At 44.2% G+C, this 24504-nt stretch carries 21 protein-coding genes, 1 tRNA gene and 1 rRNA gene; 14 read left to right on the forward strand and 9 right to left on the reverse strand.

What is annotated here, in order from left to right:
• Positions 1-12 precede the first annotated feature (12 nt).
• A complete protein-coding gene (gene arcA / locus R7Q09_RS20535) occupies positions 13-1233 on the reverse strand; it encodes an arginine deiminase (protein ID WP_005381082.1) in 1221 nt (406 codons plus the stop codon).
• 583 nt (positions 1234-1816) lie between these two features.
• Here arcA and rraB point away from each other — a divergent pair.
• Positions 1817-2230 carry a ribonuclease E inhibitor RraB gene (gene rraB, locus R7Q09_RS20540; RefSeq protein WP_005381081.1) on the forward strand — a complete coding sequence of 138 codons (414 nt, stop codon included), beginning with the start codon at positions 1817-1819 and terminating at the stop codon, positions 2228-2230.
• A 154-nt stretch (positions 2231-2384) separates the two neighbouring features.
• The gene (locus tag R7Q09_RS20545) at positions 2385-3185 is read left to right on the forward strand and encodes a glycosyl hydrolase 2 galactose-binding domain-containing protein (protein ID WP_104975633.1); all 801 of its coding nucleotides are present in this window, start codon (positions 2385-2387) and stop codon (positions 3183-3185) included.
• Between the two features lie 19 nt (positions 3186-3204).
• On the opposite strand, the gene R7Q09_RS20550 is transcribed toward R7Q09_RS20545, so the two are convergent.
• The 5 genes from R7Q09_RS20550 to pepA form a co-directional block, all read right to left on the reverse strand.
• Entirely contained in the window at positions 3205-4110 is a 906-nt protein-coding gene (locus R7Q09_RS20550; RefSeq protein WP_318071109.1) for a bifunctional helix-turn-helix transcriptional regulator/GNAT family N-acetyltransferase, read from the reverse strand.
• A gap of 115 nt (positions 4111-4225) precedes the next feature.
• Entirely contained in the window at positions 4226-4630 is a 405-nt protein-coding gene (locus R7Q09_RS20555; RefSeq protein ID WP_005381078.1) for a DUF2061 domain-containing protein, read from the reverse strand.
• 202 nt (positions 4631-4832) lie between these two features.
• Entirely contained in the window at positions 4833-7691 is a 2859-nt protein-coding gene (locus tag R7Q09_RS20560) for a valine--tRNA ligase (protein WP_025767623.1), read from the reverse strand.
• Positions 7692-7787: 96 nt separating this feature from the next.
• On the reverse strand, positions 7788-8237 hold the full coding sequence (locus tag R7Q09_RS20565) for a DNA polymerase III subunit chi (RefSeq protein WP_009703970.1): 450 nt from the start codon (positions 8235-8237) through the stop codon (positions 7788-7790).
• Between the two features lie 115 nt (positions 8238-8352).
• Positions 8353-9861, reverse strand: coding sequence for a leucyl aminopeptidase (pepA, locus tag R7Q09_RS20570; protein ID WP_005381073.1), 1509 nt, complete (start codon positions 9859-9861; stop codon positions 8353-8355).
• 200 nt (positions 9862-10061) lie between these two features.
• Between pepA and lptF the strand changes: the two genes are divergently transcribed.
• The gene (lptF, locus tag R7Q09_RS20575) at positions 10062-11162 is read left to right on the forward strand and encodes an LPS export ABC transporter permease LptF (RefSeq protein WP_005381072.1); all 1101 of its coding nucleotides are present in this window, start codon (positions 10062-10064) and stop codon (positions 11160-11162) included.
• A 3-nt stretch (positions 11163-11165) separates the two neighbouring features.
• Complete coding sequence (lptG, locus tag R7Q09_RS20580; protein WP_005381071.1) at positions 11166-12236, forward strand: LPS export ABC transporter permease LptG; 1071 nt, start codon at positions 11166-11168, stop codon at positions 12234-12236.
• 87 nt (positions 12237-12323) lie between these two features.
• Here lptG and R7Q09_RS20585 read toward each other — a convergent pair whose 3' ends face one another.
• Positions 12324-12803 (reverse strand): RDD family protein, encoded by a 480-nt coding sequence (locus tag R7Q09_RS20585; protein ID WP_005381070.1) that lies wholly within the window; start codon positions 12801-12803, stop codon positions 12324-12326.
• Positions 12804-12987: 184 nt separating this feature from the next.
• Positions 12988-14256 carry a DUF2254 domain-containing protein gene (locus tag R7Q09_RS20590; RefSeq protein ID WP_005385537.1) on the reverse strand — a complete coding sequence of 423 codons (1269 nt, stop codon included), beginning with the start codon at positions 14254-14256 and terminating at the stop codon, positions 12988-12990.
• A gap of 227 nt (positions 14257-14483) precedes the next feature.
• Between R7Q09_RS20590 and R7Q09_RS20595 the strand changes: the two genes are divergently transcribed.
• Both R7Q09_RS20595 and R7Q09_RS20600 read left to right on the forward strand, forming a co-directional pair.
• Complete coding sequence (locus R7Q09_RS20595) at positions 14484-15149, forward strand: SDR family NAD(P)-dependent oxidoreductase (RefSeq protein ID WP_170894146.1); 666 nt, start codon at positions 14484-14486, stop codon at positions 15147-15149.
• Positions 15150-15339: 190 nt separating this feature from the next.
• Positions 15340-15424: transfer RNA gene (locus R7Q09_RS20600), tRNA-Leu, on the forward strand.
• Between the two features lie 247 nt (positions 15425-15671).
• On the opposite strand, the gene R7Q09_RS20605 is transcribed toward R7Q09_RS20600, so the two are convergent.
• Positions 15672-16955 (reverse strand): carbohydrate-binding protein, encoded by a 1284-nt coding sequence (locus R7Q09_RS20605; protein ID WP_318071108.1) that lies wholly within the window; start codon positions 16953-16955, stop codon positions 15672-15674.
• Positions 16956-17202: 247 nt separating this feature from the next.
• Here R7Q09_RS20605 and R7Q09_RS20610 point away from each other — a divergent pair, with 247 nt between their 5' ends.
• The 8 genes from R7Q09_RS20610 to R7Q09_RS20645 form a co-directional block, all read left to right on the forward strand.
• Positions 17203-17508 (forward strand): PTS sugar transporter subunit IIB, encoded by a 306-nt coding sequence (locus tag R7Q09_RS20610; RefSeq protein WP_020480920.1) that lies wholly within the window; start codon positions 17203-17205, stop codon positions 17506-17508.
• Between the two features lie 87 nt (positions 17509-17595).
• Entirely contained in the window at positions 17596-18930 is a 1335-nt protein-coding gene (locus tag R7Q09_RS20615; protein WP_005381064.1) for a PTS sugar transporter subunit IIC, read from the forward strand.
• A 50-nt stretch (positions 18931-18980) separates the two neighbouring features.
• The gene (locus R7Q09_RS20620; RefSeq protein ID WP_031777269.1) at positions 18981-19292 is read left to right on the forward strand and encodes a PTS lactose/cellobiose transporter subunit IIA; all 312 of its coding nucleotides are present in this window, start codon (positions 18981-18983) and stop codon (positions 19290-19292) included.
• A gap of 12 nt (positions 19293-19304) precedes the next feature.
• Positions 19305-20627, forward strand: coding sequence for a 6-phospho-beta-glucosidase (locus tag R7Q09_RS20625; RefSeq protein ID WP_054579417.1), 1323 nt, complete (start codon positions 19305-19307; stop codon positions 20625-20627).
• An 18-nt stretch (positions 20628-20645) separates the two neighbouring features.
• Positions 20646-21401 carry a chitin disaccharide deacetylase gene (gene chbG / locus R7Q09_RS20630; protein ID WP_054579416.1) on the forward strand — a complete coding sequence of 252 codons (756 nt, stop codon included), beginning with the start codon at positions 20646-20648 and terminating at the stop codon, positions 21399-21401.
• A 104-nt stretch (positions 21402-21505) separates the two neighbouring features.
• Positions 21506-22504, forward strand: a complete 999-nt coding sequence (locus tag R7Q09_RS20635) for a LacI family DNA-binding transcriptional regulator (RefSeq protein WP_005381031.1) — start codon at positions 21506-21508, stop codon at positions 22502-22504.
• Between the two features lie 130 nt (positions 22505-22634).
• Positions 22635-23888 (forward strand): HD-GYP domain-containing protein, encoded by a 1254-nt coding sequence (locus R7Q09_RS20640; RefSeq protein ID WP_005381029.1) that lies wholly within the window; start codon positions 22635-22637, stop codon positions 23886-23888.
• 549 nt (positions 23889-24437) lie between these two features.
• A 16S ribosomal RNA gene (locus R7Q09_RS20645) occupies positions 24438-24504 on the forward strand; the annotation flags it as partial.

Raw genomic sequence — 24504 nt, forward strand, 5'->3', positions numbered from 1 at the left:
GGGACGAGTAAGTTATATATCGTCTCGTTCTATTGGACAGCTCATACAGCGAGCGCCACCGCGACCACGACCAAGCTCGTTACCAGGTACTGTCAGTACTTTGATGCCAGCTTTATCGTATTTTTCGTTGGTGTATACATTGCGTTCGTAACCAATTACTACGCCCGGTTTTACAGTTAGAACGTTATTGGCGTCATTCCATTGTTCGCGTTCCGCTTCATAGCTGTCGCCACCAGTGGTGATGATTTTCAACTGATCTAAGCCAAGGGCGGACTCAATCGCGTGCAGATAGTTATGTGAGGCTTCAACATGCATTTCACCGTTGCCTTTTGGTGTTAAGCGCCATGTGTCGAGATCTTTGCGCATGATCTCTGGGTAGACAGAGAAAGTATCTACATCCATATGGGTCATCACGGTGTCTAAATGCATACATGAGCGGTGTTTAGGCAGATCAATTGCAATCACCTCGGTCGCTTGGCCTGCTTTAAATAGGCTTGCTGCAAGGTTCTCTACACCTTGTGCAGTCGTACGCTCAGACATACCGATAAGAACTGCACCTTTACCAATAACCAACACATCACCGCCTTCGACATTCGCATTATCATAATGCAGATCATCGTCACCGAAGTATTTAATAAAATCTTGGCCAGCAAAAATTGGGTGCCAACGATAAATCGCACGTAAGTGGTTTGTTTCACGTTGGCGTGCAGGCATCATCATTGGGTTGAGCGATACACCACCATAAACCCAACATGAGGTATCACGAGTAAAGAGGTGATTAGGCAGTGGCTCAATAACAAAGTCGAGAGGACGCTTCATTTTTGGCAGCATAGAAGATGAGGAGATCGGTAGCTCTGAGTAAGCTAAGCCACCTAAAAAGATGCAGGCAAGATGTTCATCATCCATTTCTGAAAAGTATTGGCGTAGGTCTCGCGCAAATGTTGGCCCGTAGCGAAAGTCAGAAATCTGAGTGTTCAGCAGCCATTGTTTTGCTTCTGGAACGGCGAGGGTTTCGACCAGTAAATCGTGGAGGAGAAGCACTTCAACGTCTTGCTCGCGCAGCGTACGTGCGAATGCATCGTGCTCTTCACCTGCCGCTTCTACAGCAAGAACGTCATCAAATAGCAACTCATGACAGTTTGACGGAGTTAAGTGGGTTAGGGCGCGTTCAGGGCGATTTAATAGAACTCGTCGAAGTTGACCAACTTCTGATCCAACGTACAGCTTGCTCATTTTGTATCCTTACAAATTTTCCAGCCATTAGTTATGACAAGCTTCCTAGAAAGATGCAAGTTATCAAGCTTTGTTTATATTCTGGTGTTTATGGTTTTGTGAGTTTTTTATTTTTATTTTTATTCTTATGAAATTCATTATTAGATATAAATGCTATTTTACTAAAATTAGAGTGCGTGCGTTTTTATTCTAATTTTCCCGTTGAGAAAGAATACATGCACAGTGCATAAAATGTGCATTTTTATTCTAAATTATGCATTATTAAAGTGAATTTATTCGTTATGCATCTTCGTTTTATACGTGAGTGTATTCAAGAAAGCATCATAAACACGCATAGAAAGAGAAAATAACCACATTAAGTGTCAATTAGGATGTTCTGAATATTAAAAAACGCCATTCTTTGTTAATTTTTTGTTTCTTTGTGTGGTCGGTTTAATATTTAGATTCAAATAACCGATAAGAATCGCAGTGGTATGATGTTTGTTTGTGGCTTTTCATCGCAATCCATGCCATATTTCACCGGATCAGCATACTCAGTATCGGGTATTGTGTTTCCATCAAGTAACTAATCTGGAGCCAAAACATGTCTCACGAAGATGAATATCTATCAGTAGAAGAATTAATTGAGATTCAAAAGGAAGAGACTCGCGATATCATTGCAGCATTGCTAGAAGATGGCAGCGATCCAGATTCGCTATACGAAATTGAGCACCACCTGTTTGCCGAAGATTTTGACACGCTAGAAAAAGCGGTAGTTGAAGCATTCAAGATGGGCTTTGAAGTTCTTGAAGCAGAAGAAACTGAAGATGAAGATGGTAACAAGTTGCTTTGCTGTGATGCGACGATGGAGTCCGCACTAGACGCAGAAGCGATTGATGCGCAAGTTGAAAAATTGATTCACTTGGCAGAAAAATACGACATCATCTATGACGGTTGGGGTACGTACTACGAAGGCGAAGATGCGCTTTACCCTGAAGAAGATGAAGACGACGAGTAATCAAAGCTCACTACTTTTGGAAAAACCAGCGTTTAACGCTGGTTTTTTTATACCTTGAAAAACTGACGAATGTGGAGGCGATAAATAATTCACATTGAGTTTATAGGGTATTTCTCCCTATAATGCGTGAAAATTGATCTAGCTCAAGGTGTATATGCAACTCTCACTCGCCGGTTTATGGCAAGTCTCTCCACTGACGGACCTTTCTATCCCACAGGATGACATTACTTTCCCTGCTCCTTTGAGTCAGGTATTGCCAGCTGAACTGACAGAAGAAGCAATTCGTCAGCAAGAGTGGCACCTGATGCATGACATTGAAGTGGACGAATCCATGATGGCATTCCCAGCGGTAGAAATGGTGCTGGGTGGTGTGGATTACCATGCAGAAGTGCGTTTGAACGGAGTAGCATTGTTTGACTGTGACGGTTCTCAAAATGTCTACAAGAAAGACATTCGCCCGTTCATGCAGATGGGGCGCAACCGTTTTGAGATCCTATTCCTTGAGGAAGAAGAAGATCTTCTGTTGGATGAGGATAAACCGGAGTTGTGTTCACTTGCAGATCATGAATACCAAAAGAGTGACGAGCGCTTAGGGGTATGGCAAGAACCGTATCTGCAGTTCATTCGCAATGTACGTTTAGACCGCGTGGCAACCGAGCAGATTTGGCACCACGGTGGTGGTTGCGAGTTTAAAGTAGACTTGTACTATCAAACTTTTGCGCCGGGTCTGGTCTCTGCATCGGTTAAGTTTAATGGTATGACTTACCATATTCCTATTGATGTCCGAGCGGAGCATGCGAGCGCTTTATTCCAGATCGAAGCGCCAAAGTATGCCGATCTTACTGATCCTGATCCAAGTGATCTCTACCAGTTGTCTGTTGAGTTGGATGGGCAGCACCAAAACTTCACTGTTGCCTTGAGCCAGGAGCTTTGTGTTACCCATGTTGTGCTTTAACTCTTAGTAATGCTCTTTATTACAGTGTTTTAAGCATCACTACTTCACATGCATCATGCCCTGTTTGTCCAAGCGGGGTATCGAGATGCTCAAAGCCTAGCTTTTCATACAAGCTTACCGCTTCTCTCAGACATTCAGTTGTCTCTAAATAGCACTGCTGATACCCAAATTGTTTCGCCAATTGTAAGCTCAATGCGACGATGCGTTTGGCTAAACCGTGCCCTCGTATTTGAGGTAAGAAGTACATCTTTTGTAGTTCACACACATTTGGCTCGCCAGCTAAAGGGGCAAAGCCACCGCCACCAACGATCTCTCCGCGATGTTCAATGACCCAGTAGGCGGCCCTGTTTTGATTGTAAACCGAATACATATCATCAAGCGTTGGATCGGCCACACCATAGCCTTTGTCTGCGGTTAAGCCGTATTCTGCAGAGACTTTACGAATCACATCTGCGACTTGCGGGTTGTCTGCTTTAGTAAGAGGTCGAAGAACGTATTCCTCAGCCTGACACACTTTTGTTAGCCCTTTTAGGTAAGTCTCTAGACCAAGTTTGAGTTGCTCTTGCTCGCTGTCATCGAGTTGGGTAAGCAGCTGTTCAAAGAAGTGGTTTTGCTGTTGGTCCAGTTGCGATAACGCCTGTTGGCCTTGCTCTGTAATCGCTACGAGTTGACTACGTTTGTCTTTTGGGTTTTCGATGCTCTCGACCAAACCTAATTTAATCAAACCAGTAACGGTTCGGCTCGCGTTGGACTTGTCGACATTAAGCTGCTGTGCCAGCTGATTGATGGTCAATGGCTGCAATTGGATTTCACCCAATGCGTGCGCTTGCACTGGAGTGAGAGCGACATCGCCGCATTGTTTATCAAGCATACCAAGCAATCGGACGGCTTGACGGGAGTAGTGTCGAAGTTGACGAGCGTTCATTATCACTTACCTCTAAAAATAAAGTTGCGCACCGCAATTAAATTAATTGCGGTGCGCAACCTTGTCAATGGTAAATGTCATTTTTCTCGTTAGGAGACGTAGTGAGCCTCCATGTTTAAGCATGGTGATGTAAACAAAACTGCGGTGCTGGAGCTTTTTCTGATGATTTACGCATCCATACTTTCTCGTGGAAGTAGTAAGCCACCGTGTTCAAACTCGGCTCTAGCATCGCCATTACGCCGCCGACAAATGCATCACCTGTTAGTAAGTAAACCACGGTAAAAGCGACGCTGAAGTGCACGGTCGCAAAGCTTGCGGTTTTTAATTTGGTCATCCACTGACGAGCTTTAAGTGCTGGGACTTTTGCCCATGCCTTTTCATGAAAGTAGAAGGCTACGGTGTTCACTGAAGGCTCAATCATGGCAATTAAACTACCAATTAGAATGTCGCCTGTGAGTACGTAAGCGACACTAAATGCGATAGTAAAATGCAGTGCTGCGAAAGTTAGTGTCTTTTTCATGATAATTACTCAATCGTGTTTGTTTCGATGAGTTCATTATCGATAATAATTCTCATTAATGCTAATGGATGATGAGTATTGTTGCGATAGGGGAAAGCTATTGATGATGGTTTTTGGTGAAAGATATACAAAAAAGGTTGACCATGATGGCCAACCTTTGGATTCAAAGTGAGAAGTGTTAGTTCTTCTCTTTCACTGAGGCTTAAAGTGCAGCGATCGTTGTCTTCTGCTCTTCTAGCTTAGCTAGTGTCTCTTTGTAGCCTTCAAGCTTCTCACGCTCTTTAGCAACAACAGCTTCAGGTGCTTTCGCTACAAAGCCTTCGTTGCCAAGTTTGCCTTCGATACGCTTGATTTCGCCGTGCGTCTTCTTGATTTCGCCATCTAGACGAGCAAGCTCTGCATCTTTGTCGATCAAACCCGCCATTGGGATCATCAGCTCAGACTTGCCAACCAGTGCCGTTGCACACGCTGGAGTTTGTTCGCCAGCTTCAAGCACGCGTACTGCTTCTAGCTTTGCTAGTGACATCAGTACTTGCTTGCTTGCTTCTAGACGAGAGGCATCTTCTGCATTTGCTGCTTTCAGCATAACGTCAAGCGGCTTACCAGGGTTGATGTCGTATTCAGCACGTAGGTTACGGATGCTGGTAATGAACGCCTTCACCCATTCGATATCATCTAGCGCTTCTTGGTTGAAGTTTGCTTCGTCGAATTGAGGCAGTGCTTGAAGCATGATTGTCTCACCTTCTACACCTTCAACTAGTGGCTTGATGCTTTGCCAGATAGTTTCAGTGATGTAAGGAATCACAGGATGAGCCAGACGTAGAGTCTTCTCAAGTACCGTGATTAGTGTACGGCGAGTACCACGCTGTTGCGCTTCAGTACCTTTCCATAGAACGGGTTTAGTTAGCTCTAGGTACCAGTCACAGAATTGGTTCCAGATGAATTCGTAAAGCGTGTTCGCAGCCATATCTAGACGGAAGTTGTCGATATGGTTGTTGAACGCTTTCGCTGCAAGTTCAAACTGAGACTCGATCCATTTGTCTGCTAGTGAGTATTCAATCTCACCACCGTTGAAGCCACAATCTTGCTCTTCTGTGTTCATCATTACGTAACGGCTTGCGTTCCATAGTTTGTTACAGAAGTTACGGTAACCCTCAAGACGCTTCATATCCCAGTTGATATCACGACCTGTTGATGCCATTGCTGCAAGAGTGAAACGCAGTGCGTCTGTACCGTATGCTTCGATACCGTTTTCAAACGTCTTACGAGTGTTCTTCTCGATCTTCTTCGCTAGTTGAGGCTGCATCATGTTGCCACAACGCTTCTCTACGAGAGACTCTAGGTCGATACCATCGATCATGTCGATTGGGTCAAGTACGTTACCTTTCGACTTAGACATCTTGTCGCCGTTTTCGTCACGGATTAGACCAGTAACGTAAACCGTTTTAAATGGTACTTGCGGCTTGCCGTTTTCGTCTTTCACGAAGTGCATGGTCATCATGATCATGCGCGCAACCCAGAAGAAGATGATGTCGAAACCAGTTACTAGAACGTCTGAAGGGTGGAATACTTTCAGATCGTCAGTTTGCTCTGGCCAACCTTGAGTACCGAACGTCCATAGTGCAGAAGAGAACCACGTATCCAGTACGTCTTCGTCTTGGTGAAGTTCAATGACAGACTCTAGGTTGTTGTTCTTACGAACTTCTTCTTCAGTGCGACCTACGTAAACATTACCTTGGTTGTCGTACCAAGCTGGGATGCGGTGACCCCACCATAGCTGACGAGAGATACACCAGTCTTGAACGTCACGCATCCAAGAGAAGTACATGTTTTCGTATTGCTTAGGAACGAATTGGATGTCGCCGTTTTCTACTGCTTCAACTGCGGTTTTCGCTAGAGGCGCAGTACGTACGTACCATTGGTCAGTTAGCATTGGTTCGATAACCACGCCACCACGGTCGCCGTAAGGAACTTGTAGATCGTGATCTTTCACTTCTTCAAGTAGGCCTAGCTCGTCGAATTCAGCAACGATAGCTTTACGAGCGGCAAAACGCTCCATACCGTGGTATTTAGCTGGTAGCTCAGTGCTGTAAGCGTCGCTTGCTTCGCCGTTAGTGTTGAATACTTCTGCTGAGTCGCGGATGTTCGCGTCGAAAGTCAGAATGTTGATCATTGGTAGCTGGTGGCGCTTACCTACTTCGTAGTCGTTGAAGTCGTGCGCAGGTGTGATTTTCACACAGCCAGTACCTTTTTCCATATCTGCGTGCTCATCGCCCACGATTGGGATGCGACGATCAACGATAGGAAGGATGATTTCTTTACCGATAAGATCTTTGTAACGTGGATCTTCTGGGTTAACTGCAACACCCGTATCGCCTAGCACGGTCTCTGGACGAGTCGTTGCAACAACGATGTAGTCTTTGCCATCCGCTGTTTTAGCGCCATCTGCTAGTGGGTAGCGGAAGTGCCACATGTGGCCTTTAGTGTCTTTGTTCTCTACTTCTAGATCTGAAATCGCTGTGTGTAGCTTTGGATCCCAGTTAACTAGACGCTTACCGCGGTAGATTAGATCGTCTTCGTACAGACGTACGAACACTTCTTGGACGGCGTTAGATAGACCATCGTCCATCGTGAAGCGTTCACGATCCCAGTCTACAGATGCGCCAAGACGACGAAGCTGCTTAGTGATAGTGCCGCCAGATTCGCCTTTCCATTCCCAGATTTTGTCGATGAAAGCTTCACGACCGTAATCGTGTTTTGTTTTGCCTTCTTCTGCAGCGATCTTACGCTCAACAACCATCTGAGTTGCGATACCAGCGTGGTCAGTACCTACTTGCCAAAGGGTGTTTTTACCCTTCATACGTTCACAACGGATAAGCGTATCCATGATCGTATCTTGGAACGCGTGGCCCATGTGTAGGCTACCAGTGACGTTCGGTGGCGGGATCATGATGCTGTATGATTCTTTAGTAGTGTCACCGTGTGGCTTAAAGTAGCCTTTCTCTTCCCAAGTCTGATACAGAGCTTGTTCGATTGAAGTTGGGTTGTATGTCTTTTCCATAGCGCTCTTTTAATGGATACGTTGATGGTTGAATCTTAGTCAATCTTTATAAGTGAGGGATCTTAACAAGATCGCCTTAACTATAAGGATTGACCGTTAAGGATATTGAATTTCGATCGTTTGCAGCTGGTAACCTGCTTGACGGTAAATTTTATATCTTTCTCTTGCGAGTTGTTTAGCTTTTTCTTCGCAGGGCACGAAGTCTACCACTTGAGCAAACTTGTTCGCAAAGGTTGTCTCATTTTCCGCCAAATTAATTACCAGCTGGCGGTTCCAATTAGGTTTTACACCTTCATGGCCGATTTCAATATTGGTGGCGTATTTCGGTCCTTCGCCTACAAGATTATGTGCCATGAACTTGTCTGCATCAATTTGCCAAAAGGCTTCAGCGAGCTGCTCGGCATGCGGTTTGTCTTGGCAGTTCAGATACACTTTTGCGCCTTGACGAGCAAAGTGCTGAGCCAAAAACACGATGTATTCTTCAAAGCCAGTCACCGTTGCTTGCGGGCTCTCTTCATTAATGATGTAGAAGGTTGCTGTTTGCATCATTCTCTCACTTGCCGATGGTCTCTTCCTGAAACCATATTAAATCCGATTTTCAATCAAGAAAATCGAGGTAATAAAAAAGGGCCTTGCGGCCCTTTTAGATTCTGTTCAGAAATTACTCTTCTGTCTCTTGGCCGCTGCGGTTCAAAAGGAATTGGACAAGCATTGAGACAGGACGGCCCGTTGAGCCTTTCGCTGCGCCTGATTTCCACGCGGTACCTGCGATATCGACGTGTGCCCAGTTGTACTTCTTCGCGAACTTAGATAAGAAGCAACCCGCAGTAATTGTGCCACCAGGGCGACCACCAATGTTTGCCATATCCGCAAACGGGCTCTTCAACTGTTCGTGGTACTCGTCTGCCATTGGTAGACGCCATGCACGGTCACTCGCTTGCTCAGAAGCATTTACTAGCTCATGAGAAAGAGGGTTGTGGTTAGAGATAACGCCACTGATGTGGTGACCTAGTGCGATAACACAAGCGCCGGTTAGCGTTGCAACATCAACAACACAGTCTGGTTCGAAACGCTCTACATAAGTCAGTGCGTCACAAAGAACAAGACGACCTTCCGCATCCGTGTTCAGAACTTCTACAGTTTGACCAGACATGGTCGTTAGGATGTCACCTGGACGGTACGCGTTGCTGCCAGGCATGTTTTCACAGCCAGCTAGAACACCAATAACGTTGATTGGTAGGTTCAGCTTCGCTAGCGCTTTCATTGTACCGAATACCGATGCCGCACCACACATGTCGTACTTCATCTCATCCATACCTTCGCCCGGCTTTAGAGAGATACCGCCTGAGTCGAAGGTTAGACCTTTACCTACGAGCACAATCGGTTTTGCATCTGAGTCAGGGTTACCTTTGTACTCGATGATAGACATCATAGATTCGTTTTTAGAACCACGGCCTACTGCTAGGTAAGAGGTCATACCCAGTTTTTCCATCTCTTGCTCACCAATGATTTTGGTGGTTACGGTTTCGTAATCGTCCGCTAGACGACGAGCTTGAGAAGCAAGGTAAGCTGGATTAGCTACGTTTGGCGGCATGTTGCCAAGGTCTTTTGAGGCTTTGACACCTGATGCAATAGCAAGACCATGAGTGATTGCTTTTTCACCCAAGTTCAATTCACGACGCGTTGGTACGTTGAAAACAAGCTTGCGCAGTGGGCGGCGAGTCTCAGGTTTCACGCTCTTGAATTGATTAAATGTGTATAGACCATCTTTAGTCGCTTCTACAGCCTGGCGCACTTTCCAGTATGTATCACGACCCTTAACATGCAGTTCAGTTAGGAAACATACCGCTTCCATTGAGCCTGTCTCGTTAAGTGTGCTGATCGTCTTTTGAATGATTTCCTTGTACTGGCGCTCGCCAAGTTCACGCTCTTTGCCGCAACCGACAAGTAAAACGCGCTCTGACAAAACACCTGGTACTTGATGCAGTAGCAGCATCTGACCAGGTTTACCCTCTAGATCACCACGGCGAAGTAGTGAACTGATGTAACCGTCACTGATTTTATCAAGTTGTTCGGCTACTGGAGAAAGGCGACGTGGTTCAAACACACCAACAACGATACATGCGCTACGTTGTTTCTCTGGACTGCCACTTTTTACACTGAACTCCATGCGTACTCCTACATCCTGAAGACAAATTGCTCTAAATGTTAGATAATGATCGCTTACTTGTTGAATTTTAGCTCCAGGCTTACATGCAGAGCTGATTAAGCGACTAACATCTAGTTTATAATTTTTAAAAAAATAAATGGTTCAACGGGAAACTATAGTGATTCGACCAAAAAAACAAGTTTTGTATAGGTAATTTCAGCGTGATTATTGTTAGATATTTGATCCGCGAAACACTCAAGAGCCAATTTGCGATTTTTTTCGTACTTTTTTTGGTGTTTGTAAGCCAGAAATTCATAAGTGTTCTTGCTGATGCTTCTGATGGGGATATTCCTGCTGGATTGATTTTCTCTATTGTTGGTTTGAACATGCCAGCAATGGGTCTGTTAATGCTGCCTTTAAGTCTGTATATCGGCATATTGATCACATTTGGTCGTCTGTATGCAGAGAGCGAAATTGTCGTAATGAACGCGACAGGTATTGGTAATAAATTCTTGGTTCAAGCAGCCTTATACCTAGCGTTGATTACTTCAGCGGTGGCGGCTTTCAATGCGTTGTGGCTATCGCCGTGGTCTCAAGACCGCGTTGAGCAGCTTTATGAGCAGGTAGCGTCAGAAAACAGCGTTGACCTACTTAAAAAAGGTCAGTTCCAAGGTACACCAGACGGTTCATCGGTTGTGTTCATCGATGACATTAAAGACAATACCTTGAGCAACGTTTTTGTTGCGCAGATGCGCCCTCGAGATTCAGTGTTACCGAGTGTGATGTTCTCATCTTCTGGTGAAGTAAAAGAGCTTTCGGACGGTCGTCAGATCATCACTATGAAAGAAGGTACGCGTTATGAAGGTGTGCCTACTCGCGTTGAATATATGATCACGAAATTCGATGAATACGAAGGTGTTATCGGCCAACGTGAGGTCAAAAAGAAAGGGCGAGACTGGGAAGCATACCCAACGGTTGACTTGATAGGTCACCCAGATCCAGAGGCGCAAGCGGAGCTACAATGGCGAATTTCGTTATTTGTGTGTATTCCACTCTTAACAATGCTCGTTATTCCTTTGTCTGCGGTGAATCCGCGTCAGGGACGGTTTGCCAAAATGGGGCCTGCGATTCTGATCTATCTAGCGTATTTCTTGGCGATCAGTGCAACCAAATCTGCATTAGAAGATGGTGACATCCCGGCTGCTATTGGTATGTGGCCAATCAATGCGATGTTGCTGATTGTTGCTATCATGGCGAATATGATGGACAGCGTTGCTGCTAGACGAATAAAAGACAAATTCCGCAAGAAGAGGCTCGCGTAAGCTGTGTTCAAAATCTTAGACCTTTACATCGGTAGAACCATCATCTCTACCACTGCCTTGGTTTTAGCGACGTTTGTTGGCTTATCGGGCATCATCAAATATGTAGAACAGCTACGTAAAGTAGGGCGAGGTGTGTACGACCTCACTCATGCGTTGTACTTTGTGTTACTCAGTGTGCCGCGTGATATCGAAATGTTCTTTCCAATGGCGGCATTACTCGGTGCCCTGATCGGCTTAGGTATGTTGGCTTCAAGCTCTGAGCTGGTGGTGATGCAAGCTGCTGGTTTCTCTAAGCTGGATATCGGGTTATCGGTACTAAAAACGGCCGTCCCGCTCATGATTGTCGTTATGGCGTTAGGTCAATGGGGCGCTCCTGAGGCCCAGAAGATGGCCCGTGACTTACGTGCGTTTGCGATATCAGGTGGTAGCATTGTGTCTGTGCGCTCAGGTGTGTGGGCTCGTGACGCAAACGACTTTATCTTTATAGGTAAAGTCGAAGACGACAAACTTTATGCTTTAAATATGTGGCGTTTTGATGATGATAAGAATCTACAAAAAGTTATTTTCGCCGAAGAAGTCGACTACCAACAAGATAACAACTGGCTGATGCGCTACGTACAAATTACGGACATGGAAAATGAAAACGTAATTTCAAAGCAAGACATCGAACAGATGGAGTGGCACACCTCTTTGGCACCGGATAAGCTAGCTGTGGTGACCGTGAAGCCAGAAGAACTGTCACTGAGCGGTTTGTATGATTATGTGACTTACCTAAAAGCATCGGAACAAGATGCATCTCGCTATGAGTTGGCGTTTTGGCGTAAGTTGACTCAGCCGCTTTCAATTGCTGTGATGATGTTAATGGCGCTATCTTTTGTTTTCGGTCCACTCAGAAGCGTGACCATGGGGGCAAGGGTATTGTCGGGCGTGGTTGCCGGGTTTACTTTTTACATATCCAGTGAGTTCTTTGGCCCATTAAGCTTGGTGTATGGCATATCCCCAGTGTTTGGTGCTTTGGCCCCGAGTTTGGTGTTCTTAGCTATTGCGATTGCACTACTACGAAGAAAGCTATAACTGAAGCATCATCGAATAAACCAAGTTTTACCGAACCAAATGTAAAAGGAAGGCATTACGCCTTCCTTTTTTGTGTTCCTAGACAAGTTAGTTTGCCTTGGGTAATACAACAACCTCTGTTTTGGCCCAAATGTCGTGGAAACCACGTTTCTTCGGATCAATCGGTACAGTCAAATTTGCCAAGCCAAAGCCAGATGTCGAAATACGAATCAGAGCTTGAGTTACCGTAATTGGTGCTCCGTCTTTGGCATTGCGAACTCGAAGTTTCCAAGCGCGCATCCCAAGAGTTTGTCCTGCTCGCGTCCAGAAGAACACAAAGAAATATATCCACACACCCGCAAGATAAAGTGTAAATAGAGGGCTCAATACAGGGTGCTTTCCGAGCATATCTGCGGCATCAGCGTACTCGCCATAGCTCAACAATCCTGCTGCATTTAGTGCAAACACAACGGCCATAACAATACCAGCGGCCATCATTTCAATTGCGATAATAATCAATGTGTCGTAAATCAACGCTGCAAGTCGACGAAAGAGACCTGCAGGTGGAAGAGTTGTAGACGTTGTCATTATTCCATCACTTACCTTAAAAATTGTGCGTCAGAATATAGATTCCCTCACCAAGAGAAAAGAGACCTAACGCACAGAGTCTTTAATTGTGTATAAACGAAGAGACTTTTCTGCCCTACGTTATCAGCACATGTCATGATACACGAGGCCGTGCAGCAATATGTTTCAACTGAATTCGACTCTCTTAACCATTGGCTTTTTGGTCTGTGACCAGATTAGATAGCTGAGAGAGTTGGTGTTTCTCATCTTCGGTATAATGTTGGCTTAATGAAAGTTCTAAAGCTTTTTCTGACAGCTTGATTGCTGGTGACAAAAATAACTTAGGGTGCATACTAGAGAGAGCTAGCAAGGCCTTTTGTAGGCGAATCTGTATTTGGAGTTGCGCTGCACCATCGTGTGCTATCGGCAAAAAGACATCATCAAACAAATCCTGGCAGCTCAATGCGGGCACAAATAGTCTAGGATATCGAGTTTTGGTAGGCGGCTCACTGAGTAGGTCTCCCCATAATGAAAGTGCTCGTACAGAACGCCCAAGAACGTCAATTGCGGTGCCATTATCATTTACAGCCGGAGATAGTGCTCGTGAGGCGATTTCCGCCATAACGACTAAACCAAAGCGAGGGTCCTGATCATATGAACGCTCCGTTCGAATCGTGAAGGCTGCCGTTACTTCGCTTTCGTCTGGCAATTCACCACAAACCCAAGCCAATGGTTGACCTACGTACACAAAACTTCCCGGTTGTCGCTCAAGGTAGATGGTGCATTGGTTTGCTTCAGCAATACTATCGAGGTGATGCATATCAACATGCTGTAAGTAGCCAATTTCTTGGCTCAAAATAGGTTTACTTCCTCTGGGCTTATGCTCTGGGTGGCTCCATGGGTGAGCACCTAGCCAGCGCTCTTTGCCCCGTTTTCTTATCGCATCTAACAAGGCTTGCTCTACGTATGAAGTGGTTTCACTGACCCTTCCTAGTACGGAAAGGTGCTGAATCCAACGTAGCAGAGTGAGTATGATCATCACGATTACGGCGATAGTCACGATGAATAGATAAATTTGTGCTTGTTGATGATAGGCCCCAATACCTAGCGCGATAATTCCTACCAAACTAAATAGAAAAGAGCCAAGAAAGGTTGCTAAGGCATTTTGTGTTGTGCTGTCTTCCATCAACAGTTTTGTCGCTCGCGGCGTTACCCCTGCACTAGCGGCACTGTACGCTGAGACCATAATATTGAGAGAGAATGTAGTCACTGCAAGCATGGAGGTTGCGAGGATATTTAATATGTTGTTCAACAAATCCTTGCTGACGTTGATGGCAGGGGGCAGAGTAATGAACTGGTTTAAAACAATCGACATTAAGGCGGTAGCAACAGCTAGTAATGCGTAGAGTGACGTCCGGACCCACAGTTTTCGTGTCATCTGTTTCAGTAACCACTGCCATTTTGACCCAGTCATTCTTTGCTCCTATTCAGTTCTCACTAGAAAGTCGATAGAAAATTCAGAAAGTTATTCTTGCTTAAGCATAGGTTAAATGCCCGTCGTTCTGCTTGATATTTCATGCATCACGAAAGTAAGAAAGCTGCTTGCCTCAAAGAATGGTGTTCTTGAGGTGTGAATTACAACGATTCTGTTACCTTAATTGATAGATGAATTAAAAGTATGTGATTGAAAAGAGGTAGCGCATGATTGTAATTACAGGTGCAAGTAGCGGCTTAGGGGCGGAACTAGCAAAGCGTTATGATGCGGAAGGCAAAGAGACGTATGTAATAGGAAGAAATACAGAAAAACTATTCGCACTAGCAAAACAACTCTCTCATAACGTTGGTTATCAAGCTTGCAACCTCTCATCGCACCAAAATGTGAAACAGCTCTTTGATGGGGTGAAACAGTCCCCTGAAATGGTCATTCATAGTGCGGGAAGTGGTTATTTTGGCTTACTGGAAGAGCAGGAGCCGGAAGAGATTCAAAAGTTGATTGATAACAACCTGAATTCTGCGATTCATGTGTTAAGAGAGTTAGTAAAGCGTTACAAAGATCATCCAATAAAAGTGGTCATGATCATGTCCACAGCCGCGCAACAACCTAAAGCGCAAGAGTCTACGTATTGTGCAGTGAAATGGGCCGTCAAAGGATTAATTGAGTCGGTTCGTTTGGAGCTAAAAGGAAAACCTATGAAAATCATCGCGGTTTATCCTGGTGGAATGGATACGGAATTCTGGAAAACAAGCGGCAATACGATGGACACGAGTCACTTCATGCAAGCAGAAGATGCCGCAGAGATGCTCCATAATGCGTTGTCGAGCATTGGGAATGGTTATGTTTCTGATATTACAGTGAATAGAACTTAAAAAGAGTTTCGTATACTCATTTTCATCTGGAAGAGTAGTAGAACATGGAGCGTACGTTTCTTATGAGTACAGCTTTGTCACACTTTGTGGCGAAATTATCAGCAAACGATAGTTATTTAAGGTATTTCTGCTTGCGCAGGTCAAAAGCTTACGTATAATGCCAACCATCAAAGGGCAATAGCCCAAAGATGCCGGTGTGGTGAAATTGGTATACACGACGGATTCAAAATCCGTTGCCTTCGGGCGTGGCGGTTCAAGTCCGCCCACCGGTACCATATTAGAAAGGTCGCTTTTATAGCGGCCTTTCGTCGTTTTAGGTGCTCGTAAATATCAAAAGGAAGTTAGCGTTGCCTTCGCGGTGGCGGCAGGAATGCCAGTCCAATCAACTCCGTCCACCGGTACCATATTTTAAGACAGAGCCTCGATGGAAGTCGGGGCTTTGTTGTATCTGGATCTTCAAAACAAAAAAAGCGCGAGGGGTATGCCTCGCGCAAACTACTACATGGTGATAGTAAGAACAGCCTATAGAGCTGTGAACAAGGTATTTTGAGTGTTCGGAGTCCAGTCTGCTTGGGACACGTGCGGTACATCAACTAGATAACGCAAACCTTGATAAGTGACCACATCACCTTGTTTATAGGAAACATTCTGAGTCCAGTTAGTGGCTGGGTCCGCATTTGTCCAGAGGCTAGAGGTTGGAGACGGTACCCAATCTTGTTGTGCAGTATGGTTTGTTACAGCCTGGTATACAGTACCTAGGTGTAAGACGTAATCGCCAGCGTCGTAGTTATGACCAACTTGCCAGTTCGGTGTGTAGTTATCCATTGTGTCGAAGTCATAACCCGCTTGTTTTGCTAACTGTATAAACTTAGCGAGCTTAGGTAGGTTTTGCGTTGCACCCATGCCACGCTTACCATCTTCAAATAGGAACTCGTGAGTTAATACGATAACTTTATCGGCGTGTAAAGGTGTACCACATGGGAACTCTTGAGCTTTGGAGTTGATCGGGTTAATCGTTGTTGGTGCACAAGTGTTTAACGCGGAATCCACATATCCAAGAAATGCTTCTGCTTCTGTAAGGCTGTTTGCTGGCATTTCAATGCCCCAATTTTCAGGTGCCCAGTCCACATCCCAACCGTGAGTTTGATAGCCGTTATTCGCTAGGATATTTTGAACCTCGATAGCTGCTTTTACACTGTTGGATGGGTTGGATGTATCGCATACATATCCTGGTTCCCAAGGTTTCAGGTCATCAGACGTGGCGCATAACCCATCTGCTTTGAAGTCTTTCGTCACGCGCCAACCGTTGGTGTAGGGCAGTCTAGCAAACTCTGTTGCCTTGTAGTTCGGGTAGCTTGTAATGTTCGGCAAATACTTTGCTAACACAGATAAGTTTTCCGTAAACATTGAGGCATCGTAAACAGGGTCTTGATACGAGTTAAGCTGGTGGTCCCCGGTCGCATTACACTCCGCAGCACTGTTCGGTCCAAACTCATCAACGCAATTATGAACCATATGATCGTAACTATGGTTCGCGACAATATGACCAGTGTCTAATGCGAGCTTTAAGGCTTCTAGCGAACGGTCTTCATTCTCATCACCAATTCCATCTAAATGCCAAGCATTAAAGTAAAACGTCGCTTTGATATCTTCCTGGTTAAGTACTTGAATAACGTCAATAGATGCATTGATTGGTCCATCATCAAACGTTAGATAAATGGTGCCTTTAGAGTCGGTTTGAGCAAGTGAGTGCTGTGATAGTGCGGCACTTACAAGCGCTGCAATAGCCAATTTATTAAATTTCATTCTCTATTCCTTTTAAGAAATTAATAACGACGTTGTCAGTAGTAAAATATTGATAACTTGAAACTTAATGTGATGTCTTAAATTATTTTATGACTTTTATCCTAGACCTAAATAATTACAAAAAAATAGGTGGTATTTTCTAAATTGGGATTGTGTTCACGAATAATGCAACCGGTTGCGCTTTTTTGTCTTGGTTATTTTTGCTACAGTTTTTACAGGTTGAAATTTACACAACGGGAGTAAGGCTATGAAAAAGATCCTTTTATGCTGTAGCGCAGGGATGTCAACCAGTATGCTTGTTAAGAAAATGGAGCAAGCTGCTGAAAATAAAGGAATTGAGTGCAAAATTGATGCAATGTCAGTGAATGCGTTTGAAGATGTAATTAAAGAGTACGATGTTTGTCTTCTCGGGCCTCAAGTACGTTTTCAGCTAGAAGAGCTAAGAAAAACGGCGCAAGAGCATGGTAAAAACATTGATGCTATTTCTCCTCAGCATTATGGAATGATGAAGGGAGAAGAAGTACTAGAGCAAGCATTAGAATTAATTAACTAAACTATAGTTTTAAATTAAAAAGATAACTGTACATCAAATATAAATATTTGATGCGGGATTCTTTTGCCTAAAATAAGGATGGATTCTATGAAGCTTTATGACGCAATTATAGGCGCAGTCGAAAAGCATATAGCACCTATAGCAGCTAAAGTGGGGAATCAGCCCCATGTTCGCGCAATGAGAGACGGTTTTATTGTCGCAATGCCGTTTATTATTGTCGGTAGTTTCATTTTGATTTTTGCATTCCCCCCATTTGCCGAAGATACAACCTTTACTTTTGGTCGAATTTGGCTCGATTTCGCCACTACACATTTTGATACCATAATGATGCCCTACAACATGTCGATGGGGATCATGACCATTTTTGTTTCGCTGGGCGTTGCTTATAGTTTAGCGAAGGCTTACAAGATGGATGGGATCACGAGTGCTGTATTGTCACTAATGTCTTTTTTACTCATTGCGGCCCCAGCTAAAGATGGCGCGTTGTCTATGTCTCACATGGGCGGAACCGGGATCTTCACCGCAGTGATGTGTGCATTTTTCTCGGTGGAGCTCTACCGTTTTATGAAAAAGCACAATATTACGATTCGCATGCCAGAGCAGGTGCCACCGGCGATTGCGCGATCATTTGAAGTATTGCTACCAGTCTTAGCGATATTCATTACCTTATATCCACTTAGCCTTTTCGTACAAACCCAGTACGACATGCTGATTCCAGATGCTGTTATGGCTATCTTTAAACCGCTAATTAGTGCGTCTAACTCATTGCCTGCCATTATTGGCGCTTTATTGCTTTGCCAGCTACTTTGGTTTGCGGGTATTCATGGTGCTGCAATTGTTGTTGGACTGCTTTCTCCAATCTTTTTGACCAACATTGGTGCCAACATTGAAGCCTTTGTTGCAGGTGAACCGATTCCAAACGTATTTACTCAACCGTTCTGGGATTTTTACATCTTTATTGGCGGCTCTGGTGCAACACTTGCTCTTGTTATGCTGATGTCGTTTAGCCGTTCTGTTCACCTTAAGAGCATTGGTCGAATGAGTGCGGTGCCTGGCTTTTTCCAAATCAACGAACCTGTGATCTTCGGTAGCCCAGTTGTGATGAACCCGACCTTGTTTATCCCGTTCGTCTTCGCTCCAGTCATCAACGCTACGATTGCGTATTTTGCTGTGCATGTCGGCTTTGTGGGTATGGGTGTCGCTACAACACCTTGGACAACACCGGCACTGATAGGTGCTTCGTGGGGTAGCGGTTGGACCTTTGCGCCAGTATTGCTCGTCATTGGTTTATTAATTCTTGATCTAATCATCTACTTCCCATTCTTCAAAATGTTTGAGAAGCAAATGTTGGAGCAAGAACTACCAACGACGAAGGAAACTAAAGGTGACACGCAGCCGTCAGGCGAAGGCGTTACTGCTTAACTGTACTTAATGGGCCGCAATTACGCGGCCCGATTTTCGGAGAGAAAATGATGGAACAAGAATTGGTTGTAATGGAGATCATTTGCAATGCTGGTGAAGCCAGAAGTTTAAGCTACGAGGCATTGCGTTTATCTCGAGAACAAGATTTTGAAGCGGCTGATGAGAAGCTCTCTCAAGCAAGAGAGTGCATTAATAAAGCCCACTTAATACAGACTCAGCTTATTGAAGAAGATCAGGGAGAAGGGAAAGTCCCGATGACGTTAGTGATGGTGCATGCTCAAGATCACCTAATGACTACGATTTTGGCTCAAGAGATGGCTGTAGAAATCGTCGCACTGAACAAAAAAATCTCGAACAAATAAAGGGGGATGAAAATGTCTAGAGAGGCGATCAAACTTGCCATTATTGGCGGTGGTAGTAGCTATACCCCGGAATTGGTTGAAGGAGTTATTAAGCGCTTAGAATATTTACCCGTTAGGAAGATTCATTTTGTGGACATTGAGTCAGGAGCTGAGAAGCTTGAGATCATCAAAGGATTGGCTCAGCGAATGGTCGATAAAGCCGGAGCAAAAATTGAGATAAAAGCCAGTTTCGATCGCCGTGCTGCGATAAAAGATGCGGATTTTGTGATGACGCAGTTTCGTGTTGGTGGCCTTGCTGCTCGCGCTAATGATGAGCGAATCCCAATCAAGTACGACGTCATCGGCCAAGAAACAACGGGCCCTGGTGGTTTTGCTAAAGCACTGCGAACCATTCCGGTCATTCTTGATATCTGTAAAGACATTGAAGAGTTGGCTCCAAACGCATGGATGCTCAATTTCACCAACCCAGCGGGTTTAGTTTCCGAAGCGGTCAGTAAGTACACCAAAGTAAAAAGTATTGGTTTATGCAATGTGCCCGTTTCAATGGAAATGATGATTGCAGAAATGATGGAGTGCGAGCCAAAAGAGCTACAACTTGAGTTTGCTGGGTTAAACCATCTCGTGTGGGTACACAAAGCATGGCTCAATGGGGAAGATATTACTCAAACGGTATTAGAGAAAGTTGGTGATGGTGCCAACTTCAGTATGAAGAATATCTGGGAAGAGCCGTGGGATCCGGCATTTCTAAAAGCACTGGGGGCGATACCATGTCCTTATCATCGTTACTTCTACCAAACTGATGCCATGCTTGCTGAAGAGAAACAAAGTGCCGATGAAAAAGGCACTCGTGCTGAGCAGGTAATGGAAACAGAAAATGCGCTATTTAAGCTCTATCAAGATCCTACCCTCGATCATAAGCCGAAAGAGTTAGAGGAGCGGGGTGGTGCTTATTATTCTGATGCATCACTGAACCTAGTTGATTCAATTTATAACAATCGTAATAGTATTCATGTTGTTAACGTTTTAAATAATGGAGCGATCAACGGCCTACCTGACGATGCTGTGATTGAATGTAGTGCCGTGATTGGTAGCTGGGGGGCGAAACCTCTTGCGGTTGGCGAGTTGTCAAACAATATCAAAGGATTACTCCATCAAGTTAAAGCGTATGAGCAGCTAACAATAGAAGCTGCTGTCGAAGGTAATTATGACAAGGCGCTTATGGCATTAACCAATAACCCATTGGTGCCTGACATTGGCCGCGCCAAGTCAATCCTGGATGATATCCTAGCGGTGAACGCTCCGTATTTACCTCAATTTAAACTAACGACGTTGTAAGACTAAGGAAGGGCGCCGATGAAAGTCATTTTTAATGCTGATGATTTTGGTTTAACGAGAGGTGTAAATAGCGGCATCGTTAAAGCTCATCAGCAAGGTGTGGTTCATTCAACCACCATGATGGTGGGTATGGATGCTGAGCAACATGCCTTAGAACTAGCTCGCCATAATCCAGACTTGAAAATTGGCGTTCATCTTAGGTTTACAGCAGGTGTGCCTATAACGAAGCATCCTAACTTGACCAACGGCCGAGCGCACTTTATCAACTATGACGAACTTTGGAGTAAGCAGGACTTCGAAACTCAGGTCATTTATGATGAAGCAAAAGCTCAGGTGGAACATTTTTTATCGCTTGGGTTAGAGCTAAGCCACTTAGATAGCCATCATCACGCGCATACTCACCCTCAAATTTTGCCCGTTATTAAAGAAGTAGCGAATGAATACAGAGTGCCACTGCGGGGCACTGGCTTGTGTCAAGAATCGATGACAATCAGGTATATCTTTACTGATGAGTTTTATGATCAAAAAGTGAGCTTGGATGGCTTAATGGCACATCTATTGAGCTTAAAAGCTGACTATGACTTGGTTGAGGTGATGTGCCACCCGGCAGAGGCCGATCAGGCGCTTATCTTAAAGAGTGGCTATGCGCTTCAGCGAGAGCTAGAGTTACAAGTTCTTACCTCTCCCATTTTAAAAGAACAGTTAGCTCATCATGGTATAACTGTCACGGATTACTCTGAGCTTGTTTCTACCAATCAAATGGTCGGTGTATGATTAAAGGCTGCCAGCTTCGCCCCCTATAGCACCTTACGAATTGCTGGCAGCCGTTCTACACAAACGAATATTTAATAACAATTGCAGTTGGACCCAATAGCATTATGGCAAGGATTAAAGATGTAGCCGAACTCGCCGGTGTAAATCGCTCTACCGTTTCTCGAATTATTAATGGAGAGGGGAAATTTCGCGAGGAAACTCGAAAAAAAGTAGAGCAAGCTATGGCGCAATTGAATTATCGTCCCAGTGCAATTGCTCGTTCACTCGCAACCTCATCCAGTAATATGGTTGGGTTATTGGTGACTTACTATACGGGGGGCTTCTTTGGCGAGATGATGGAGCAGGTTCAGACCGAGCTGGATATTCATAAGAAGTTTTTGATTACAGCTCAAGGCCATCATTCTGCACAAGGTGAAAAAGAGGCAATTCAGCGTTTTAATGATTTACGTTGTGACGGCTATGTACTTCATAGTCGTTATTTGTCAGATGATGACTTACGTGAACTAGCTAAACAGCCTACACCTTTCGTTCTCCTGGATCGCTACGTGGAAGGAATAGAAGAGCGTTGTGTTACCTTTAACCATCATCATGCAAGCCGTATTGCCGTTGAGCACCTTTTAGCTGGTGGTCATCGAAAGATTGCTTGTATTGCCGGTCCATCCCAACGTCATAACAGTGTATTGAGAAAGCTTGGGTATATTGATGCAATGAAGGATGCTGGTATAGATATTGATGAAAGCTGGTGTGAAGAAGGGAATTATGGTCGGCAAAGTGGTTATGATGCAATGGCTGCAATTTTACAACGACACCCTGATGTGACGGCTGTCTTTTCGTGCAGTGAAGAAATGACGGTTGGCGCAATGCAGTACTTACACGAGCACAGTATTTCTGTACCAGAGCAAATCTCATTAACTAGCTTTGACAGTGTTGATCTTTGTGAAAGTCTTTACCCTACAGTATCAGCAGTGCACTTTCCTATCAGTGACATGGCCCGTGTAGCGGTACAAACGTTAATGGGGCTAGTCAAAGATCAAGAAGTAATAGACAAGCCAGTGTTCGAGGCCAAGCTTAAAATACGCAAAGCAGATCGCTCCTTAAAGTAGCTTACTTCTATCTAATTAAGTGAGTCGCTTAGAAATAACGGTTTGATGTTTTGATAGTTACTGATGAATTTATTCACAAAATTTACTAGTATTCTAACTCTCTTAAGAAATATAAATCAGTAGTGAATAAGTGGCAGCCATTAAACTAACGGTCGATCGTATTCAACCCGGATTACATATCCGTCTTCCGCTAAAGTGGAACGATCACCCCTTTCTACTCAATAGCTTTAAGATTAAAGACCAAGAGCAAGTCGAGATGATCCGCCACCTCGGCGTAAAGTTCGTTTACTTTAATCCAGAGCAAAGCGATGCCGTTCCACTCCCTGTTGATCAAAGACAAGCTGACAGAGTAACAAATGAAGCGTCGTTAGATCATGAAACTCAAAAAATGTGGCAAGAAAAACAGAACCGCATAGAAAAGTTAAGTGCATACCGTCGACGCGTGATTCAGTGTGAAAAAGAGTTTGAGCGCTCTCTGGCACGTATGCGTTCAGTCATGACTAAAATCCGTAACCGTCCGACAGCAGCAGTTGATGAAGCAAAGCTTCTTATTGAAGATATCGTCGAGAAGTTAATGTGCGATGATAATGTTACGTTACACCTGATGAACGGAAAAAATGAGTTTGAAGATATTTATTTCCACTCATTGAACGTGGCTGTTATCTCGATGATGATTGGCCGTGCTAAAGGGTACTCAGCAGCACAGTTGAAAGAGCTTTCCTTCTCCGCACTATTCCATGATATCGGGAAAATAAAAATCCCGACTGCAATATTAAGAAAGCAACTACCTCTAACAGAGCCAGAAACCAACTACTTAAAGTTGCACACTAAATATGGCGTCGATCTTGCGAGTCAAATCGAGGCTTTTCCCGAAGTCGCGAGAATTGTGATTGCGCAGCACCATGAGCTAAGAGATGGGTCTGGTTATCCTAAAGGCTTGAAAGGAGATGAGATCAACGAGTTTGCTCAAATTATTGCTGTAGCCAATGCGTTTGATAACTTGTGTCATACACCGATAGTCTCAGATCAAAAGATTCCTTATACCGCACTCTCTCATTTATATAAGAACTGTAAACACCTATATAAAGAAGAGAACCTGAACATCCTAATTAAGTTTATGGGCGTGTTTCCTCCGGGTACCGTAGTTCAGCTTTCTAATAATATGGTCGGCCTGGTTATCTCAGTGAATGCATCGCATCTATTATTCCCGAATGTCTTGGTTTACGATCCATCAGTACCAAGGACGCAAGCGCCAATCATTGATCTTGCCTCAAAAGATATAAAGATAGTTAACGCGATTCATCCGTCAAAATTACCGGATAAAGTAAAAGAGTATCTAAATCCGCGTTCGCGTATTTCTTATTTCTTTGATAGTGATGAGTAGTTATCCACAGCTTTTTGTGGGTAAATTGTATAAATCCTGAGTGTTATTTCTGGGTAATTTTAGGGTTGGATGGAAAGTATCCATTTGGCATGTTTTTTTAGAAAAAATGCACTTTTAGTATTGCCAAAGAAAATCTTCTCCCTATAATGCGCATCCATCGACACGGCAGACGCCACAAGGCTTTAGCAGGGTCGAAGAGGTAAAAAGCTTCTACAAAAAATTAGTTTAAAAAAGTGTTTGACACTAACAACTAAATCGCTAGAATGCACCTCCGCTTTGAGAGAAAAACTTCTCGCAAAGCAAGCTCTTTAACAATATAGACCTATCAATCTGTGTGGGCACTCGTTGATGATAATCCAATTAGATACCTCGGTATCAAATTAGGTTTCAATGAAACGAAGTGACCATTCGAATTGGGAAGCAGCCTTGAGCTGTTTTGTTTTACTTTTTCAAAAGTAAAAACCAATAAGAGCACAGTCAATTCAAACATTACTTCTGCTATTTATTAGCGAAAGGAATGTTCAGTATTCATTGAGCCGACAAAATCTTAAATTGAAGAGTTTGATCATGGCTCAGATTGAACGCTGGCGGCAGGCCTAACACATGCAAGTCGAGC

The organism is Vibrio sp. 2130-1, assembly GCF_033339515.1.